Genomic DNA, 18102 nt, shown 5'->3' on the forward strand with positions numbered 1-18102 from the left:
GGTTAGCATTGTCCACCTTATTTTTTCCTATTTTTTCCTATGACTGCGGCTAGCTCTCTCCGAGAGAAGCTTGAGAGGATATCTCCCACCGAGAGGGTAGAGCGAGTTATTGTCCAACACTTTGCTGTTCCTCTCCTGCAGGCGCTTGGCTTTGACGACTCGGAAATTAGAGATGAATTCGAGACAGGTTGCGGCCAGGTCGATCTCGCAGCAAGAAAGAACGGAGATCCTGAAGATATTTTCTTGAGATCCCCGAAGAATCCCTACTTGCTTTTGGAGGCAAAATCTAGAGCAGTTAATCTCAGAGAAGGATCTTGCTATAGAGATGCAGTTTGTCAGATAGAAAGTTACTTGCTTGCCAAGAACTGCAAATCTGCAAAATGGGGAATTATCACCAATGCAAATAACATCCAGCTTTGGAGGAAGCACGGAAAAGTCGTTCACCCCGCTACAGCAAACCTTGATATTAGCTCAGATAACATTGAGAGCATAGTGCGTAACTTGCGAGACAAGATAGAAAACTATGAGCGCGCTCTGACTGTATGCGTGTATAACAATAAAGGGGGCGTAGGCAAAACAACGACGATCATTAACCTTGCGGCAACACTAGCAACCACAACACTAGCAACCAAGAGAAAAAAGGTCTTAGTTGTTGACTTTGATTCTCAGGGTGATCTGACAAGAAGTTTGGGAGCCACTCCTGGAAAAATTACACTGACGCAATGTTTAAAGGATCCCAAAATAGACATCCATGCCATTGTCCAAACATATAGACTCAAATATAGACTCAAAGGCAAGCAGACTACCCTTCCCATCTTCGACATTATCCCAAGAGACCCTGAGCTGGAGACGTTGACTGATAGCCAGGCAGTAGCATATATCCCAAAGGGAACCCGACGCCTTCGCGATCTCATTGCCCCTCTTCGCAATGAGTATGATTACATCTTAATCGACTGCCCAACTCAATGGCTTTACTTCAGCCAAAGTGGTGTTTTTGCTGCCGATGTTATTTTGATACCTACCCGCCCCGACGATCTGTCTTCCCTGAGTAATGCTGTCAGAGTAATCACCAAGTTTATTCCAGAAACTGCTAGGCCACGACAGGATGGTGGCCCTATTGCTTTGCCTACCTTTTTCAACGGCGTCTCTTCGGGAAGTGAACACACTATTCAACTAGCTAACGAAGAGATAGGTAAGCTTATCGACCAGGAGAAAAGTGTAGATCTACGTCCATATTTCTGGCCGCATTTTAAGAGAGGTAATGAAAACAAAAGCATTTTTAGGATACCTGACTATGCAGTGATATCCTCTGCAAACTTTGCTCGAATTCCTGCCGTCTTTAAGGACAGGAGAGTTTTAGAATACTACCAGAGTCTTGCCCGTGAGTACTTTATCGATGAGTGAGTTTTCAGATCTAGGTAGGTTGGTTAACTTACCCCTTGAGAGCATTACGCCCGCCGATGGGTTTTCTGCTCCCTCCTTCCTTGTTGCCGCAGCCGCAGATCAGCTAAGGGCGACAGGAGGACACAACTGGGTTCCTCTGCTGGTGGTCGAGGCTGGCGACTATCAGTACAAGGCCATTGGTAACCATTTTGTCTATGCAGTTGCTCAAGAAGCGGGACTGGAAAGGCTATGGTGTATCGTTGTCGATCCTGATCCAGAGCAGGTTAAGCAGGCCCAGATTCTCGCCAAAGAAATTGTTCCGAAGGTAAATTTGACCAATACATCGAGAGAGACTATCTTGGCTGCGCTAAGATACCTAGCCGAGCAACCCAGCAGTCCCCTCAAGGGAGTCGATGTAACCATTGCAGCTGCCCGGATTGCAGAGGCGGATAGAAGTTGGTGGCAGGACTTAACCCCCATAACCAAGCTTGGGTGCAAAATTACGCGAGGCAAAAAACTGGATGCCCTATCGGAAGTATTTTTCGTAACTCCTACAGCGTTGCCCCCTACTCTGAAGAAATCATCCAAGAGATCTGCGGCATCCGCTGGCGCGAAGAAAGCGACCTCAACTCGCTCGCGGAAAAAAACAGAGGGAGAGAGCTGAAAGGGATCCCTTCAAAAACATATTCTCCTCTCCACATCACCGAGGCCCGACTCCGCTTGCTGTGGGATGCCTGCCTCAAGCCTCCCTTTGAATGGCTACTGCCACCCAAACAGCCTTGGCCGCTCTCAACAACAGCCTCCATGGCAGGTATGCTCTGCTTACCTAGGACGACCGGATCCATCTGGAGCTCATGCACAGGATGATCACCAGCATCTTGGAGATCGACCTGACCCAAACCGTCCGGTATTATCTTGACCACAGGGATCCCCCCCTTATCGCCTGGATCCTGGGCCGTGATCAAGCGCTCCAGACCTGTTGAAACCTCATATTGTTCAGGGTCAGGCCCCATTGGGATCCAACGCTGCCACAGATCCGAGGCTTTGTAGCTACAGAGTTTGAGGACTCGATAAACTTATGAGGTCGAAGCTCAACGGCTGGAACCGGTAGGATTGACTTATCTTTGGCCGGTGTCCTGTTAGGAATGGATCATGGCGCTTTACGACTGCGACTTTTATGCCTGGACGCAAGAGCAAGCCGCACTGCTGAGATCGGGGCAGTGGGATCGATTGGATATTCCCAACTTGGTGGAGGAGATTGAGACTTTGGGCAGGCAAGAACGCCGCGAATTGGTGAATCGGCTAGGGATCCTGGTGGGCCATCTGCTAAAGTGGCAGTTTCAGCCTCAACAACGAAGCAAAAGTAGGATAGCCACAATTATCGAACAGCGGCAAGAGGTGCAGGAGTTAATTGCGGATAATCCCAGCCTTAAGTCTTATCTGGTTGAAGCAATGAATAAAGCTTATCAAAAGAGCGTCCTGCTGGTGGCTAAAGAAACGCCTCTATCTCTGGACGATCTGCCTGCCCAGTGTCCCTACACATTGGATCAGGTGATGGATCCCAACTTTTACCCCGAACAGGAGAATTCCCAGTGACGCTAGACCTCGATACTTATGCCCATACTTAAGGAGGCGATGGCACTACATGAACTTTGCTAGCTTTGCTCCTTGTGTTAACTCTGCTGGCCCTAGCAGCTCAATTTTCTCACTCCGATGTTAGATGCTCTCTTCAAAATAATCACTATCAATCTTCTTTACCGGATACAATGAAACTGTAGATACGCCAACGTCGTGCTCAATCATTAGATTTGTTAGTTGTTCGCCGTCAATCAAAACAATCTTACTGCCGATCTGCGAAACGTAGCTGCTAGCGTCTTCAGTAAACCTGGAGGTAGTGATAAAAATACCCTTGTTTGCTCTTTGAGCCTGTAAAGCACCCACAAACTGCATGACATCAGGACGACCTACCGGATTGCTATCCCAACGCTTTGCCTGAATATACACAACATCAAGACCGAGTTTGTCCTCTTTGATGATCCCATCAATTCCACCGTCACCACTTCTACCAATTGCTTTGCCTGCATCTGCTCGTGAACCTCCATAGCCCATTTTAACCAGCAGCTCCACAACAACCTTTTCGAAGAAGGCGGGCGATACTTTCTTTAGCTTGGCAAGCAGTTCATCAGCCAGTTTGTCACGGAGACTTTCATATGCAGCTTCTAACTGCTCTAATGGTGTCGCTGCCGAAGTCTCTGATAAAGCTTTTTGTTTGCTTGCCTTGTTGCTGCTTCTTGTGTCTTTGGGCCCCTCAAATTCTCGGAATTCAGGATATTGCCTGAGTAACTCTACATTGATGGTTTTGGGCTGTTTTTCAAGAAGATCTCTTCCGCGGTCAGTAATTTGGTAGAATCCTCTGCGCGTTGTTTCCAGCAGCCCTGCCTTTTTCATATAAGTTGCAGCCCAGCCGACGCGATTGACAAAGGTTGGCTGTACACCGCTCGGCAGCATCTCCCTGAGATCGTCCTCTGTGAGGCCCAGTTCCTTTGCTAGAGCTTCAACAGCTTCGCTGGTTGATATTTCGGTTTCTTTACGTGCTGCAAACTGGAGAAGTGGCAACATCAAGCTCTGATAATCGGGAACGGCCATTTGTAGAACCGATGTGAAGACAGGGATCCCAAACCGAAGTAGGTTCCACCCATAACTTTACGCCAACCCTCTGCCTGCTGCAAGCCAGTTAGGGTATCCGCCAGGCCGGGAAGCCTCTGAAAAAAGTTTGACGTGGATGGCTCAGGCGTGATTTGAACACGCGACCAAGGGCTTATGAGTCCCCTGCTCTACCGCTGAGCTACTGAGCCAGGATAGTGCTTAACTAGAATAGCACTCTTGGGCCGGAACTGCGCCTCAGAAAATCCCCTCAGCCCCCTCTCGGGAAGAAGCCCCAGACAAGGCAATGCCTATCGGCAGGCCAGGGCAGCTTCGTAAACCCGTCGGTTGGCCGCGAGAGACTTCTCCAAATCCACCAGTGGGCGAGGGTAGTCCACCCCCAATCGGACTCCAAATTGCTTCTGCTCGGCAGCAGTGAGGCGATAGGGCTCGTGGATTTTGTCCCCCGGGATCCCGGCCAATTCCGGCAACCAGTGGCGCAGATAGTCTCCTTTGGGATCGTACTCGCGAGATTGTTTGGGGATGTGGAAGTAGCGGAAGCCGCGGGCATCGTTCCCTACGCCGGCGGTGTAGTTCCAATTGCCGTAGTTGCTGGCCACGTCGTAGTCGATGAGCAACGACTCAAACCACTCAGCGCCCATGCGCCAGTCGATGCCCAGGTTCTTGGTCAAAAAGCTGGCCACATTCTGCCGTCCCCGGTTGGACATAAATCCGGTAGCCGCCAGCTCCCGCATGTTGGCATCCACCAAGGGGTAGCCCGTCTCACCCCGACACCAAGCCTGAAAGCGCGGCCAATCCTGCTGCCAAGGGATAGGGATCCCTTGGATCCCAGAAGGACGGAACAGTTTGGCGCCGTGCTTGGCCAAGATAAACCGAAAATAATCCCGCCACAGCAGCTCAAACACCAGCCAGTAGGTGGACTCATTGCGCACCCGCTCCTGCTCGTAACGCTTGACCTCGGCATAGACGGTGCGAGGGGAGATGCAGCCCAGGGCCAACCAAGCAGAAAGCCGGGAGCTATCGTCGGGATCCAACATGCCGTTGCGGGTTTCTTTGTAGATGCGCAGCCGATCCCGATCCCAAAAGTAGGTTTGCAGGCGGGCATGGGCAGCGGTGCTCCCGCCGGTGTAGGTGAAGCGAGCCCGTGGATCCCCGGCAGGTGGGGATAGCCCCAGCGAGGCCAAAGTAGGCAGAGGGCCGGGATCCAAACCCGATGGCAGGGGGGGGATCGAGGGAATGGGCAAGGGATCCCGGATGGGGGTGCTCCCCTCGACTTGCTTTCGAAAGCGGGTGAACAGCTCCGGCAGTTGCGAGAGACAAAAGGGGAGATCTTCAGGGTGGTAGAGGGTGTGGCCCCAATCGACCTGCAACGGGATCCCCAGAGGCTGCAAAGCCCGCTCAACCGCTGCCGCCACCTCCTTCTCCTCGGTGCCCACCTCTTCATGGGCGTAGACCGCCTTGACTCCCCACTCCTGTGCCAAGGTGGGGATCACGTGTTCCGGCTGTCCCTGGCGGATCACCAAATCCGAGCCGCGCGACCGCAACTGCTGCCGCAAATCCGCCAAACTCTCCAGCAAAAACTGACCGCGGAAAGGGCCGGTTCTGGGGCGGAGCCCAAGGGAAGTCTCGCCGAACTGGCGGGGATCCAAGCAATACAAGGGGATCAAAGGGGATCCCTGTTGGCATGCCCGCGTCAGCGGCTGGTGATCCAGCAGGCGCAAGTCGGTGCGAAACCACAGCAGTACAGTCATTCTGCAGCTACCCTACACGGATCCCGCGGACTCAGACTTGGACACCCGAACCCCAGCTGGACGCCCCAGCTCAGGGCTGGGAACAAAATGAGGCACATCGGCAGCCGGGATGTGAACAGGGGCCTTGGTGCGCGGATGATAGGTTTGCCGGGCGGGACGATGGCGCAGCGAGAACGTGCCAAAGCGAGCCAGCCGCACGGATCCCCCCTGGGCCAGGCATTGGCTAATGCTGTCCAGCATAGCCTCCAGAGCAGCAGCAGCCATTTCCACGGTCAGGCCATCCACCTGCGCGGCCATCTGGCGGGCCAGCAAACGGCGAGTCAAATGAGGAGGAGAAGCCACCAACCGACCCTCTAGACAACAGAACACAGACAGGGGCTTAGAGCACCTCCAGTTCACTCTCGAAAAACCAATGTCGAGAGCGATCGGGAAACTCCAGAATGTAGCCGACACCGCTGCCATCGACCACACGCCGTGCCAGCACCACAGCCTCTTTGCCCACCAGAGCGCTGAGGTTTTCTTGTCCGCGATCCCGGACAGAGCGAACTTTGACCTTATTTCCAACCTTGATCGCCATAAAACCGCGAAGAGACTTACCACTCAAGATGGTACGGCAAAAGTCCCCTTGCCGAGCTCCTGCCGCACCTCTGCTGGGGTTGACCCCGATGGGATTGCTAGAATGGGGTCAGAGTGCCGTGCCCCAGGGAAGACTGCCTCCGTGATTGCCCTTTCCCTCAAACCCGCCCACTGCTCCTGGAGCGTTATCAGCTTTCCCTCCACCCTCTACACTCAGCCTGTCCTCGATCTCTTGATCTCAAAAGTCCCTCCTGCCTGGAGAGCGGAAATACGTTTGGGTCTACAGGAAGCAATCATCAATGCCGTCCGCCACGGCAACGGCCTCGACCCCAACAAGAAGGTGATCATCGAGTACGCCAGCTCGGAGCCCTTTTACCAATGGCTGGTGCGAGATCAAGGGCCCGGCTTTTGTCCCCAAGAGAAGCTCCACCGATGCCAACATAACATCTTGGAAACCGAAGAGTCGGGCCGAGGAATGCTGCTGCTCACCCAAATCTTCGACTTTGTGGAGTGGAATGAAACAGGCAACCAGGTCTACCTGGCCAAATACATCCACGCCAACTGCCGGGATCCCTGGATAGTCTGACCCTCAATACCACTCCCAAAACAGCTTGCCCATTTGGGTAATCTGGCAGCCCCGATCGGGGTAGGGAGCTTCAGAAACCGCTAGGGCTGTGGTGGCGAAGGCAAAGCGCGTGGATGACCAGCGGGATCCCTTAGCGCTCCGCGCCGCTGACGCGACCGGGTCGGGCAGCTCGCTTTCCAAGAGCAACCCCAGGGATCCATAGCCATAGCCCAAATTGCGGTGGGGCAGGGAAGCCACCAACTTGCGCCAGGCGCGATTTGCACTCAAGGGGGGATCCGCGAGGGCCGTCTCCAGAGCCCCCAAAGAAGAGGCCAGGTAGGAATAGCCTTTGCGATCGGCATGATACACCTGTGCCGGCAGCGGGATCCCTGGCAGCGTTAGCGCTCCGCGCCGCTGACGCGACTGGGGGAGAGCCTCTGCCGCCTGCAATGACGCGGATCCTCCTTTCCCACTGACTTCCAGCGGCTCGCCTGCCAACACAGGGATCTCCGGTCGATGGATAGAGCGGTAAGGACTCCGTCCCGCTGTCGCCACCGGCGGGGGTTCTGACGGCAAGGACTCCGTCTCCCCCGCAGGAGTGGTCGGTTGGGCCCAGGCAGTGGCGGTGCCGCGCTTCGTTGCCAGAGAGATTACCTGCCAGCCTTGGGCGCGTGCCCGCTCATCCAAGTCGAAATAAGGACTCCGTCCCGCTGTCGCGACCGACTCATCCGGCAGCTTACCGACCCACAGCCAGGCTGGATCCCCGTCGCCGGGCAAAAGGGCAAAGGCAAACTCTCCCCGTTCCGGCAACAGACGCTGCCAGTCCAGCGCCACCTGAGATTGCAAGCGCTGCAGCCACTGGCCGGGATCCACCCGCAATCCCAGGGGATTTAGGGGCTGGATCTGCCCCAGGCTCTGCCAAACTGAGACCAGATTCTCTCCGGAAATCAGCGCCAAGGTTTTATCCGGCAGATGTTGAAGGATCTGCGGGCGAAAGGCTTCTGCCGCCGGCAAGGAGAAGCCAGCGGGCGCATGCCAGAGGGCAGCACTTTCGGCCACCAAGCCGCGGAAGTTTACCCCCAACCCCAGCCCTACCGCCTGCAACGTCAGCCCATCTGAAGAAACCGCCTCTGGATTTTGCCAGAAGGCCCAACCCACATGCGCCTCCCGCAAGGGCTGGATGACCTGCTGAAACAGAGGCTGAGCCACCAGAGACAACTGCGGCAACTGCCAAGCATCGATTGCAGCCCGAATGGCAGCAGACTGCTCCGCCAACAACACGTATTGCTCGCCGAAAACGGCTGCCGAGAACCCCTGCAGGCCCGGAATCGGGCTAGACACCACCTGAATGCCCTTGTAAGTGTCTACCTGCACCGGCCTCCCGGCCAAGCTCTGCCGTTCCCACAACAGGTTCAGCTCAAACTGAGAGAGCGCCGCATCCCGCGTTTCTAGGGCAACCAAGGTGCCCCACTCCGGCAAACTGGCCAAGAGGGTGCTCCTCCCCAGCCAGGGCCGCACCTCCCGCTCAAAATCAAGGGATCCCCCGGCCAGCATGGATCCCAGCCAGCCTGGGCCTTCAGGGGAGAAAAACTTTTGCCACTGCTGACGGGCAGCGCGTCGCTGGGGGGCAGGAGTTGCCGCTTGCCAAAACGCTTGCACCTCGTCCAGGGGAACAGCCAACACCAGCAGCGCTTGTGCAGAGCTGGGGGCAAAGCCCACAATGGGTGGCAGCTCCGGGTGGGCCAGCAACAAAGCTACCGGACTGCGGGTGAGCAGCCACACGACAACCCGCACCATCAGGGCGGCCAGAAGACCCAACCCGATTAGGATCCCGCGCAAGAGTTGCCGTCGTCCCATATCTCAATCTCTGCACCGAGGGAGACATGGCGCGGACACCCAGGCCCTACTGCTCTGCACTGCTGGCATGAACAGGCCTAGTGAAGAAGCGCTGCCCTCAGTCCTGCATGATAAAACCTTACCATGGAACAGAGGCTCATCCTGGTGCGCAAGCTGGAGCCCACTGCTGAGCAGGCGGTCAAGCTTAGAGGCACCCCACAAGCCTTTGTGATCCGCACCACCATTCCAAACCAACGTGCAGATCAGCCCTGCCTTGACCAGCCCGGCAGCTATCTAGGCCCATCCGAAAGTCAAACCCATGTCAGAGTTTCAACTGGTTTCTCCCTATCAACCCACCGGAGATCAACCTAAGGCAATTGCCGGCTTGGTGAAGTCGATTTCAGAAGGCCATCGTTTTCAAACCTTGCTGGGAGCAACCGGAACCGGCAAAACATTTACCATCGCCCACACCATCCAGCAAATCGGCAGGCCCACCTTGGTGATGGCCCACAATAAGACGCTGGCGGCACAACTGTGCAATGAGCTACGAGAGCTGTTTCCCAATAATGCCGTCGAATACTTCATCAGCTATTACGACTATTACCAACCGGAAGCCTATGTTCCCAGCACCGATACTTACATCGCCAAATCTTCCTCTATCAACGATGAAATCGATATGCTGCGGCACTCGGCTACCCGCTCCTTGTTTGAACGGCGGGATGTGATTGTGGTGGCCTCGGTGAGCTGCATCTATGGTCTGGGCATGCCAGAAGAATACCTGAAGGCTTCCATCCCCTTCAAAGTCGGCCAGGAGATTAACCAACGGGATGTCTTGCGGGCTCTGGCCAGCATCCAGTACGAGCGCAATGACCTGGAGCTGGTGCGAGGGCGATTTCGCCTCAAAGGGGATGTGCTGGAAATTGTGCCGGCGTATGAGGATCGGGTCATTCGCATCGAATTTTTTGGGGATGAGATCGAGGCCATTCGCTTAATCGACCCGGTTACAGGCGAGATTTTGAACAGCCTCAGCGCCCTCAGAGTTTATCCTGCTCGGCACTTTGTAACGCCGGAAGCACAACTGGAGCGGGCAATCCTCAACATCGAGCAAGAACTGGAAGAGCAACTGGCCCTCTTTCGCAAAGAAGGCAAGCTCCTGGAAGCCCAACGGCTGGAACAGCGCACCCGCTACGACCTAGAAATGCTGCGAGAGGTGGGCTATTGCAATGGGATCGAAAACTACTCTAGACATTTAACGGGACGCAAAGCAGGAGAGCCCCCCGCCTGCTTGGTGGATTATTTCAAGGCCAACGATTGGCTGCTGGTGGTGGATGAATCCCACGTGACCGTGCCCCAAATTCGCGGCATGTATAATGGCGACCGTGCCCGCAAGCAGGTGCTGGTGGATCACGGTTTTCGCCTGCCCAGCGCCCTCGACAATCGCCCCCTCAAAGCCGAAGAGTTTTGGGCCAAAGTTCATCAGTGCATCTTTGTTTCGGCTACTCCCGGCAACTGGGAACTGGAGCAGAGCGAGGCCCAATTTGAAACCCGGGTGGAAGATGGCAAGACCTTGAAGTTTTATGTGCAGGGCAGCGGTCGGGTTATCGAACAGGTGATTCGGCCCACTGGGGTGGTGGATCCCGAGGTGCATGTGCGCCCCACGGCTGGGCAAGTGGACGATTTGCTGGGAGAAATTTACTTGCGATTGGAACGCTCTCAGCAGGGATCTGCCGAACGGGTGATCGTGACCACCCTCACCAAACGGATGGCAGAAGATCTCACAGAATATCTCCAGGAGCGAGGGATCCGAGTTCGCTATTTGCATTCCGAGATCACCTCGATTGAGCGAATTGAAATCTTACAAGATTTTCGAGAAGGGGCCTTTGACGTGTTGGTGGGGGTCAACTTGCTGCGGGAAGGGTTGGACTTGCCAGAAGTTTCTTTGGTGGCCATTTTGGATGCCGACAAAGAAGGGTTTTTGCGAGCAGAGCGCTCCCTGATTCAGATGATCGGGCGGGCAGCGCGGAATGTCCGTGGAACGGTGGTGATGTACGCCGACACCATGACCAGCAGCATGGCCCGGGCCATTGCCGAAACCCAGCGTCGCCGCGAAATTCAATTGCAATACAACCGCCAACACAACATCACGCCCAAGCCCATCGTCAAGAAAAACAGCAATGCCATCTTGTCTTTTTTGGCCATCTCCCGCAAACTTAACGACCCAGATTTGGAAAAAGCCTTTCAAGCTGCGCAAGAGATCCCTCTCTCCGAGATTCCGGAGCTGATCGGCCAACTGGAACTGAAGATGAAAGAGGCCGCCAAAAACCTAGAATTTGAGGAAGCCGCCGAGCTGCGAGATAGAATCAAAAAGCTGCGTCAACGCCTTCTGGGCCATTCTCAGGGCACCTAAAATCCTTGCTCAGATCGGCCAAAATTGAGGTCGGCTTGTGCCACCATGAGCTTGCGGGGCAGCACCAGGGATCCCCAATTGATCGATAGGCGTTCGTACCAAACCGGCCATGCAGGACTCCGTCCCATTTCGGCGAGCAGTTCTCTTGATTGGGCTGACGGTGGGGATAGGTCTCTGGCTTACCCCTGCCGTCGCCTCTGCCTCCTCAGGGATCCCCTTGGCTCAAGCCCTTGAATTTCGGGATCCCAACTTTTTCCTGGCCGATCCCCGACCCACACCGGCTGAAGCGCCAACTCCTGAGGGATCCCCTGCTCCGGCTCCCAGCCCAGTCGGGATCCCTTTGACCGGCCAAGAGGGCACAGAGGTGTTGGTGGGGAACATACCGGTGTTCCGCCTGCAGACGGCAGACTACCCCAGCGATGTGCGGGCCGACAACGTTCGGGCAATCATCGAGCGCTTTCTGGAAGAAGGGCAGTTGCCGGAGCCAGAGGTACGGGTGGCCCAGGATGCCAATGGGCAATACATCTTACGCCTGGGGGAAAGAGGCCGCTTTGAGCGCACACAACGGTATTTGTTTACCGTCACCTATGCCGATGCTGCCGCGGAGCGCAGGGTGGCACTGGGTCAGGTGAACCTGAATGACGTGCGTCTGGTGGCTAACAGTTGGGCGCGGCGGTTGGAGCAAGCGATTGCCGATTACCGCGAAGATCTGCTGGCTCTGCAGCGGGCCCAGGATCCGCGCGTGCTGGTTCTGACCCTTTTGGCAGGGATCGCCACCCTGGTGGTGGGGTTCTTTCTCTGGCGGCTGTTCGACCGCAGCTTAACCCGTCTGCAACGCTGGTTGGAGCTTAAGGCCGGAGAGACCTGGGGCACCTGGATTGATGTGGGTGGGATGCTGCTGCGGGGCGTGGGGGTGATCCTCATCGCCGGCATCTCGCTGGATCGCGGTATCAGCTTCATCCCTGCCCTACGACCGTTTCAGCGCTCCTTTTACCTGGGCCTGGGTCGTGTGGTCGCCACGGCTCTGGGCGTTCTCACCCAGCCTCTGCCCAACTCCAGCGTTTCGATTGCCAGCTTGCTGGTCTTCCTCCTCCTTTCTATCTTGGTTTTCACTGGCGCCCACTACGTCAGTGTTGGCTTCAAGCAGCGCTTTTTGGCACGCCTGGGGCTGGATCTGGGCACCCAAGAGTCTTCGGCGGCCATCTTCAAGTACATCCTGACCCTGTTCGGCATCCTTCTGGTCTTGCCCTTCAGCGGCCTTAATCTGGGCTCCTTGGCGGTTATTGCCGGGGCGGTGGGTTTGGGGATCGGCTTTGGTTTGCAAAACCTCTCCAACAACTACATCAGCTACATTGCCATTTTGCTGGAGCGCCCCATCCAAATCGGGGATCTGGTGGAAGTGGACAACCTGCTCGGCACAGTGGAGCGCATTGGCCCACGGGCCACCGTCTTGCGCACCCTGGATCGCATTTTTGTGATTGTGCCCAACTCCCGCTTTACCGAATCGAAGGTGGTGAACTGGAGCTACCGGGATCCCCGCTGTCGCATCCACATTCCTGTGGGCGTGGCCTACGGCTCCGATACCGCCTTGGTTACCGAAGCCCTGCTCAGCGCCGCCAAAGAAAATGCTCGGGTGTTGAGCAGCCCCGCCCCCCAAGTCTGGCTCAAGTCCTTTGGCCCTTCTGCACTTAACTTTGAGCTGCTGGTGTGGATCAACCGTCCTCAAGATCAGTTTGTCTTGATCAGCGAGCTAAACTTCCTAATCGAGGCTGAGTTTCGGCGACGTGGGATCCGCATCCCCTTCCCGCAACAAGATATTCACATCCGCAGCCTAGAGGGATTTGCCCCCCTCAGTCAAAATGGCGGATCCCCTCCTTTGCCCGATGCCGACTCCATTCACTCTGCCCTCAAAGAAGCGGCTCAATCGCCGGAAGACCAAAATGGTGTTTCCTAAGCTATTGCCTGCCATTGACACCCTATCGACACCATGTTGCAGCGGTTAGATGAGGTACTGGGAAGCTTTGGCAGCCATCCCCGTTGGGCTGAACTGAAGCAAATGCAAACCCTGCGGCAGCTCTGGCCCGAACTCGTCGGAGAGGCCGTAGCCGCCCAAACCTATCCTCTCAGCCTGCGCCGACAGGTGCTGCAGGTGGCCACCTCTACCCCGGCCTGGGCACAAAACTTAACCTTGCAACGCCAGATCATTCTCAGGAAACTCAACAGCCGGCTACAATCTCCCCTCAGCGATATCCGCTTCAGCTCTGGTGCCTGGCACAAGGGATCCAGCCAAGCCACCCCCCACCCTGATGCGGAGTTGACCAGCAAGTTTTATGCCACCCCCCGCCTGGCACCCCAAAATGAGCAACGCTCTGGATCCTGTCGCGGCCCCAATTCGAAACAGCCCGCCTCCGACCCGAAAGTGGCTTTCGAGCGCTGGGCCAGGGTGGTGAAACAACAACAAACCCAGCAAAACCTGTTCCCCTGCCCCGCCTGCCGCTGTCCCACCCCTGCCGCCGAATTGGAGCGTTGGTTTGTCTGTGGGTTCTGCCATCGACAATCCTTGCGCCCGCCCAGCTAACTCAGGAAACTCGAATTACGGTTGCTTCAAATGGCAATCAAACGATTCGTCAGGTCGATCCCCAACTTCTTTCTTCCTCTGAGAGAGGTTGTGGATGGTTACGGCAGCGGCAAGGAGCGCTTGGGAAGCGTCTCAACCCAGTTTGAAATGCAACTGCGAACCCTTAATCGTTCATAGCCCGATAGGTGGCTACTGAAGACGGCGATACACGGTTTAAATAGCGGAAGATCCAATACTTAAAAAGTGTATCCAGAAAAACCGGAAAAGTAGCAATAAAGCCGTAGATAAAATCGCGATTCTCCGGTACCCCCAAATGAGCAGCCAAATTACTCAGCAGCACCTCCCAACCGTGGGGAGAGTGATAACCGACAAACACATCGGTAAAGAGAATAATAATGAAAGCCTTGGCACTATCGCTGAGACCGTAGATCAGACGATCCAAAAAAGACTTGAGGACTTCGATTTCCTCACGCCCAACAAAGATAAGCCAGCCAAACACCAGCAGCGAAAGCAAATCAGCAAGGATATTCTTCAAGCCTTCCGAGTTCCTACGGCTATATTTTTTCAGCAGTTCCTCTGCCTTCATGGACAGTTGATCCGCTGATTCCAGATCCCACTCTGGAGATTGATGGTGCAAAGCTCGCTCAAATTCTATTCTTTCCTTGAAAAACTCGAACTCTGACAGGGCTTTTTCTTGGAATTCGTGGCTCAGAGCCACAATGGCAGGCTCCCGTTGTTGCAAGTGATCTACCAATGGCCCAAACAGAAAGTTTTTCGAGAGGATCTGGGTGAGCAGAGGCAAAATGGCCAACAACAACAGAAAACGAATCGATACCAGTGTGCGAGTGCGAGCCTCGCGATACTCCTGGATCAGTTCCTCTTCGGCCTGGGAACTCAGCTCACGGCGGATTTGGCTGGCCGTGCGCAGAATGGAGCGGGGCAGAATCGCAGCTTTGGAAGCGACCGGGGCAGCGCCATTGCCGGAGCCTGCCTTGACAGAGACATTAGAAGAACTGGGTTGGGTTGAGGTAGGTTGTTCTGGCCGTTCGAGAGGCTCAGGTGAAGTGGAAATTGAAGCAGAGATGGGCTGGGATTTTCTGGTCGGGCGTTTGTATCGAGAAGTCACCTGATCGATAAACTGCAGTTTCTCCAAAATGGAAAGATCTCGTCTTTGGCAACCATTCTCGGAGTTTTCGCCGTTGCTTTCAGGAGCATTGACCTCAGCGGCATGGCGTTCTTGATCTTTATCTTGGGCAGAAACAGGGCCACTGCCATTTTGCTCGGGATCCGGCAGGCGAGAAAAGGCGCTGCTGGCTCTGAACTCTGCCAAACGCAGATCGATCTGGCGCAGTTGCCGGCGCAGTTGAATTTGAAAGTAGCGGCTGACATTCTGGCCATGTTGCCCGTTGCTGCCGATGGATCCTCCCTGGAAGTATTGATCCTCAATGGCTTTAATGCGCAGGGCAGCCTCATAAGCTTGGTCGAGGGAGCGCAGGGGGGTATTTGAGATCCATTGGCCCAGCCTGCTCAATACGGATTCTCCCATTGCTCGTTCCCGTGGCACTCCCCATGGGGGCCGATCCACACATTACAGTGATCCGATTGACTAATTATTGTAACGAGTCCTGGGTGCCTAGGCGGGAATCCCAACGGTGGAGAAGTACTTGCAGAGACTGGCCCTGCCTCGACAGAAGTACAGACCGGCACCTTTGGGTCAGAGCAAACTTCAGTATCCCTTAAAGCGCTTGAGGGCAAAGCCACAGATCTGCAGCAGCCGCAGCCCCTCTCGCACATGGTGAATGTTGGAGCGACCATAGGTTCTGGGGAAATAGCGCACGGGGATATCCAGGATCTTCAGGGTGCGCTTGGCGGATCCCAGCAACAGGTCAAAATCTCCAAACGGGTCGAAATCCCCCCACTCTTGGCACAGCTTGGCAATCTGCTGGTAATCCTCCCGCCACAGGGCCTTGGTGCCACAGAGGGAATCTTTGATGCGGATGCCGAGAATGTAGGAGAGGAGAGCGGCAAAAAAACGATTGGCCCATTGGTTTAGCCGAGGCATTGCCTCTGGTTTCAGGGGATAGATAAGGCGACAACCATTGGCAAAATCACATCGCCCGGAAGCCACAGCCCGGAAAAACTTGGGCATGTCCTCTGCCTGTACCGTCAAATCGGCATCGAGGATGATCAACACATCCCCTGTAGCGGCAGCCAGCCCCTTGCGCACCGCATCCCCCTTGCCCTTGCCCTCCTGCCGTAGAGCCCGGATATTGCGGATCCCTTGGTATTCCGCCTGTACCCGCTGGATCTCGGCCCAAGTCTCGTCGCTGGAATGCCCCTCCACAAAAATGATCTCGGTGCGGGATCCCATCTCGGGCAAATGTTCCACGCAGCGGCGGATGTTGCCCGCTTCATTCCGAGCCGGAATCACCACGGTGCAGGAAGGCTGCTGCTCAGGGGGGGGATCCCAGGCAGGGTCGGGCTGCAGGCGAGCGATCGTGTACTCTGTCAGGCAGAGGGCGTTGATCCCGGGCAATGGGGCAATCACCCGGTTGATCACAGTCGAAAGGAACGGGATCCGCCGCGGCAACAACAGCCGCTTGCCCTGCTGAATGACCTCGTATCCTGCCAAGTGCAGCAGGTTGGCCACATCGGCTGCCGATAACCAGTTGGCTGCCGGCAGAGGCATCCGTTGCTTCAGAGCGGTTGCCAAGCCCAGAATCGGCTCCCAGAGCGGGTTGTGGTGGGAGAGGATCAGGCGGGTGCGTGGGGTACAGAAGCGGCGCAACTGCTGGAGAACCTGCTGGATGTCGGCCAGGTAGCCCAGGGTATTGACGAGCAAGATCACATCAAAAGGCTCCGCCAAGACGGGATCCCCTTTGTCCAGCGTGTGGGCATCTTGCACCCGGAAATGGAGATGGGGAAACTCTGCCTGAGCTTGGGCAACAATGTCCGCATCCCGGTCGATCCCCACCCCGAAGCTGGGCTGCAAGGCATTGAGCAGGGAGCCCGTGCCGGAACCAATCTCCAAGATGCGCAAACCGGCAGGGACAAAAAAGCGATGCAGCCGCTCCAGATCCTCGTGGTAGTAGCGGTTTTTTTGCCGCCAGTAATACAAGGGGTGGGTCAACGCTGGCAAGGGATCCCTGGGGTATCGCTGGATAGTCTTCGATCATAAGGTGTGATCGTTTGCAACAACGGCTTCAAGCACCTTAGATCTCAATCTGTTGGTCACCCAACCCAGCTGGATCCCCGACAACAGGGGCGAAGCCCTCCAGCGATTGCGTACCGCAGCCACATCTTGCCACCCCAGTCTCTCTCCACCCAGCGATAGCAGTACAGGGAAAAGGGAAGCATTGGCGGGCAAGTGCCAACGAGCGGGGATCTCAGCGACGACGCACTTTATCCCTTTGGCTGACAAAGATGATGGCGCCAAAGAGAGCCCCCAGCACAACTGCACCAGCCACCAAGCTCCAGAGGAAGTTAGCAAGTGAGGGAGTCATAAAAGCGTTTCCTCCTCGTGCAAATAACCATTGCCCAACGGCTTTTCGATTATACCGAGCCCTGTCACCCTTCCAAAGCCTGCCTTTGTCCCTGCCGGGCGCTGTCATTTGGTAGTTTGGTATTCCAGGGGCACCTCCTCTAGGGTTTGGCTCTTGCCGGCAAAGGGGTTATCCGGCGTTAAGAACAGCATACAGTGACATTCCTTTCGCTCCCGCATGGGTACACAGGGGCAATTCCAATAGCCTGCTTTTGCTTCTGCCTCTTTGTCTTCATAAAAACGACAGGGACACAGCGGGGCGCCCAATTGCTCTTTGTGCAGAGCCAAGCCTTCGATCACCGCCGTCGTAATTGATGGATCCGAGCAGAAAAAGGTCTCGGAGCGTTTGGCGTAGGTTTCTGCGAAATGCCGCATCAACTCAAAGCTCTTCTGTGAGGACTTTTTGTAACCACGACTTTCCATGACGATTCCCAAAAGTGGAACTAACCGGCTGTTGCTAGCAATGGGGTTCACAGCTTTTTCCGACGACGCCTCCCGAAGCCAGTACAGACGTGTAGGGGGCCGGGATTCTATTAACTCCACAGATAACTCCACAGACCTCCCACAACGTCGAGAAAAGCTGTATCTCGCTCTTCGTTGTACAGCAGACCTCTAGGCAGGACAAAAGATTATGCCCTTGCTGTTACACAAGGCAACATCTAGGGGCCGTAGCAAGAGCCAGCCTTGGCGTGCTCTACAGAATACCTTGACATCCTCCCCGGCCTGAAGGCTGGAGATTCCTACCACGCTGCGCATGGATGGCTCCTTGCGCAGTCGTCTCGGCGGGTTCCTGCTTCCGAC

General features: G+C 55.5%; 17 protein-coding genes and 1 tRNA gene. 7 read left to right on the plus strand and 11 right to left on the minus strand.

Annotated features, from left to right (window positions below):
- Positions 1-39 precede the first annotated feature (39 nt).
- The 3 genes from ACVWY9_RS03375 (at position 40) to ACVWY9_RS03385 (ending at position 2979) form a co-directional block, all read left to right on the plus strand.
- Positions 40-1404 carry an AAA family ATPase gene (locus ACVWY9_RS03375; RefSeq protein ID WP_457387506.1) on the plus strand — a complete coding sequence of 455 codons (1365 nt, stop codon included), beginning with the start codon at positions 40-42 and terminating at the stop codon, positions 1402-1404.
- Complete coding sequence (locus tag ACVWY9_RS03380; protein WP_414328947.1) at positions 1382-2047, plus strand: Rho termination factor; 666 nt, start codon at positions 1382-1384, stop codon at positions 2045-2047. The genes ACVWY9_RS03375 and ACVWY9_RS03380 overlap by 23 nt, the downstream gene beginning before the upstream one ends.
- A 488-nt stretch (positions 2048-2535) precedes the next feature.
- Positions 2536-2979, plus strand: a complete 444-nt coding sequence (locus ACVWY9_RS03385; protein WP_414416817.1) for a DUF29 domain-containing protein — start codon at positions 2536-2538, stop codon at positions 2977-2979.
- Between the two features lie 120 nt (positions 2980-3099).
- Here the strand turns inward: ACVWY9_RS03385 and ACVWY9_RS03390 are convergent, their stop codons facing one another.
- The 5 genes from ACVWY9_RS03390 to petP all read right to left on the minus strand — a co-directional run bounded on the left by ACVWY9_RS03390 (position 3100) and on the right by petP (position 6375).
- Positions 3100-4029, minus strand: coding sequence for a restriction endonuclease (locus ACVWY9_RS03390; RefSeq protein WP_414416818.1), 930 nt, complete (start codon positions 4027-4029; stop codon positions 3100-3102).
- Between the two features lie 137 nt (positions 4030-4166).
- Positions 4167-4238 (minus strand) — tRNA-Met (locus tag ACVWY9_RS03395).
- Between the two features lie 99 nt (positions 4239-4337).
- Positions 4338-5798 carry a DASH family cryptochrome gene (locus ACVWY9_RS03400; RefSeq protein ID WP_457387507.1) on the minus strand — a complete coding sequence of 487 codons (1461 nt, stop codon included), beginning with the start codon at positions 5796-5798 and terminating at the stop codon, positions 4338-4340.
- 12 nt (positions 5799-5810) lie between these two features.
- Positions 5811-6140 carry an HU family DNA-binding protein gene (locus ACVWY9_RS03405; protein ID WP_238376891.1) on the minus strand — a complete coding sequence of 110 codons (330 nt, stop codon included), beginning with the start codon at positions 6138-6140 and terminating at the stop codon, positions 5811-5813.
- A gap of 37 nt (positions 6141-6177) precedes the next feature.
- On the minus strand, positions 6178-6375 hold the full coding sequence (gene petP / locus ACVWY9_RS03410; RefSeq protein WP_457387508.1) for a cytochrome b6f subunit PetP: 198 nt from the start codon (positions 6373-6375) through the stop codon (positions 6178-6180).
- A 141-nt stretch (positions 6376-6516) separates the two neighbouring features.
- On the opposite strand from petP, the gene ACVWY9_RS03415 reads away from it, so the two are divergent.
- The gene (locus tag ACVWY9_RS03415) at positions 6517-6960 is read left to right on the plus strand and encodes an ATP-binding protein (RefSeq protein WP_011432443.1); all 444 of its coding nucleotides are present in this window, start codon (positions 6517-6519) and stop codon (positions 6958-6960) included.
- A 3-nt stretch (positions 6961-6963) separates the two neighbouring features.
- On the opposite strand, the gene ACVWY9_RS03420 is transcribed toward ACVWY9_RS03415, so the two are convergent.
- Positions 6964-8796 (minus strand): DUF3352 domain-containing protein, encoded by a 1833-nt coding sequence (locus tag ACVWY9_RS03420; protein WP_457387509.1) that lies wholly within the window; start codon positions 8794-8796, stop codon positions 6964-6966.
- 298 nt (positions 8797-9094) lie between these two features.
- On the opposite strand from ACVWY9_RS03420, the gene uvrB reads away from it, so the two are divergent.
- The gene (uvrB, locus tag ACVWY9_RS03425; protein WP_457387510.1) at positions 9095-11182 is read left to right on the plus strand and encodes an excinuclease ABC subunit UvrB; all 2088 of its coding nucleotides are present in this window, start codon (positions 9095-9097) and stop codon (positions 11180-11182) included.
- On the opposite strand, the gene ACVWY9_RS03430 is transcribed toward uvrB, so the two are convergent.
- The gene (locus ACVWY9_RS03430; RefSeq protein ID WP_414343450.1) at positions 11179-11310 is read right to left on the minus strand and encodes a hypothetical protein; all 132 of its coding nucleotides are present in this window, start codon (positions 11308-11310) and stop codon (positions 11179-11181) included. The genes uvrB and ACVWY9_RS03430 overlap by 4 nt on opposite strands.
- Here ACVWY9_RS03430 and ACVWY9_RS03435 point away from each other — a divergent pair.
- Positions 11292-13136, plus strand: a complete 1845-nt coding sequence (locus ACVWY9_RS03435) for a mechanosensitive ion channel family protein (RefSeq protein WP_457387511.1) — start codon at positions 11292-11294, stop codon at positions 13134-13136. The genes ACVWY9_RS03430 and ACVWY9_RS03435 overlap by 19 nt on opposite strands.
- Before the next feature lie 33 nt (positions 13137-13169).
- Positions 13170-13760: a DUF721 domain-containing protein gene (locus ACVWY9_RS03440; protein ID WP_457387512.1), complete on the plus strand. Its 591-nt coding sequence runs from the start codon at positions 13170-13172 to the stop codon at positions 13758-13760.
- Positions 13761-13923: 163 nt separating this feature from the next.
- Here the strand turns inward: ACVWY9_RS03440 and pxcA are convergent, their stop codons facing one another.
- From pxcA to ACVWY9_RS03460, 4 genes are all read right to left on the minus strand, one after another.
- A complete protein-coding gene (gene pxcA / locus ACVWY9_RS03445; protein WP_457387513.1) occupies positions 13924-15306 on the minus strand; it encodes a proton extrusion protein PcxA in 1383 nt (460 codons plus the stop codon).
- Between the two features lie 180 nt (positions 15307-15486).
- Complete coding sequence (locus ACVWY9_RS03450) at positions 15487-16890, minus strand: glycosyltransferase (RefSeq protein ID WP_457387514.1); 1404 nt, start codon at positions 16888-16890, stop codon at positions 15487-15489.
- Between the two features lie 256 nt (positions 16891-17146).
- The gene (locus ACVWY9_RS03455; RefSeq protein WP_011432450.1) at positions 17147-17263 is read right to left on the minus strand and encodes a photosystem II reaction center X protein; all 117 of its coding nucleotides are present in this window, start codon (positions 17261-17263) and stop codon (positions 17147-17149) included.
- A 104-nt stretch (positions 17264-17367) separates the two neighbouring features.
- Positions 17368-17724 (minus strand): ferredoxin-thioredoxin reductase catalytic domain-containing protein, encoded by a 357-nt coding sequence (locus ACVWY9_RS03460; RefSeq protein WP_011432451.1) that lies wholly within the window; start codon positions 17722-17724, stop codon positions 17368-17370.
- Between the last annotated feature and the right edge of the window lie 378 nt (positions 17725-18102).

This window comes from Thermostichus sp. OS-CIW-31 (genome assembly GCF_054060305.1).

What these genes read in the sequence shown, in the direction of transcription:
- ACVWY9_RS03375 (WP_457387506.1), top strand. Translation starts at nt 40, where the DNA reads ATGACTGCGGCTAGCTCTCTCCGAGAGAAGCTTGAGAGGATATCTCCC.
- ACVWY9_RS03385 (WP_414416817.1), top strand. Translation starts at nt 2,536, where the DNA reads ATGGCGCTTTACGACTGCGACTTTTATGCCTGGACGCAAGAGCAAGCC.
- ACVWY9_RS03390 (WP_414416818.1), bottom strand. Translation starts at nt 4,029, where the DNA reads ATGGCCGTTCCCGATTATCAGAGCTTGATGTTGCCACTTCTCCAGTTT.
- ACVWY9_RS03400 (WP_457387507.1), bottom strand. Translation starts at nt 5,798, where the DNA reads ATGACTGTACTGCTGTGGTTTCGCACCGACTTGCGCCTGCTGGATCAC.
- petP (WP_457387508.1), bottom strand. Translation starts at nt 6,375, where the DNA reads ATGGCGATCAAGGTTGGAAATAAGGTCAAAGTTCGCTCTGTCCGGGAT.
- ACVWY9_RS03420 (WP_457387509.1), bottom strand. Translation starts at nt 8,796, where the DNA reads ATGGGACGACGGCAACTCTTGCGCGGGATCCTAATCGGGTTGGGTCTT.
- uvrB (WP_457387510.1), top strand. Translation starts at nt 9,095, where the DNA reads ATGTCAGAGTTTCAACTGGTTTCTCCCTATCAACCCACCGGAGATCAA.
- ACVWY9_RS03435 (WP_457387511.1), top strand. Translation starts at nt 11,292, where the DNA reads ATGCAGGACTCCGTCCCATTTCGGCGAGCAGTTCTCTTGATTGGGCTG.
- ACVWY9_RS03430 (WP_414343450.1), bottom strand. Translation starts at nt 11,310, where the DNA reads ATGGGACGGAGTCCTGCATGGCCGGTTTGGTACGAACGCCTATCGATC.
- ACVWY9_RS03440 (WP_457387512.1), top strand. Translation starts at nt 13,170, where the DNA reads ATGTTGCAGCGGTTAGATGAGGTACTGGGAAGCTTTGGCAGCCATCCC.
- pxcA (WP_457387513.1), bottom strand. Translation starts at nt 15,306, where the DNA reads ATGGGAGAATCCGTATTGAGCAGGCTGGGCCAATGGATCTCAAATACC.
- ACVWY9_RS03455 (WP_011432450.1), bottom strand. Translation starts at nt 17,263, where the DNA reads ATGACTCCCTCACTTGCTAACTTCCTCTGGAGCTTGGTGGCTGGTGCA.
- ACVWY9_RS03460 (WP_011432451.1), bottom strand. Translation starts at nt 17,724, where the DNA reads ATGGAAAGTCGTGGTTACAAAAAGTCCTCACAGAAGAGCTTTGAGTTG.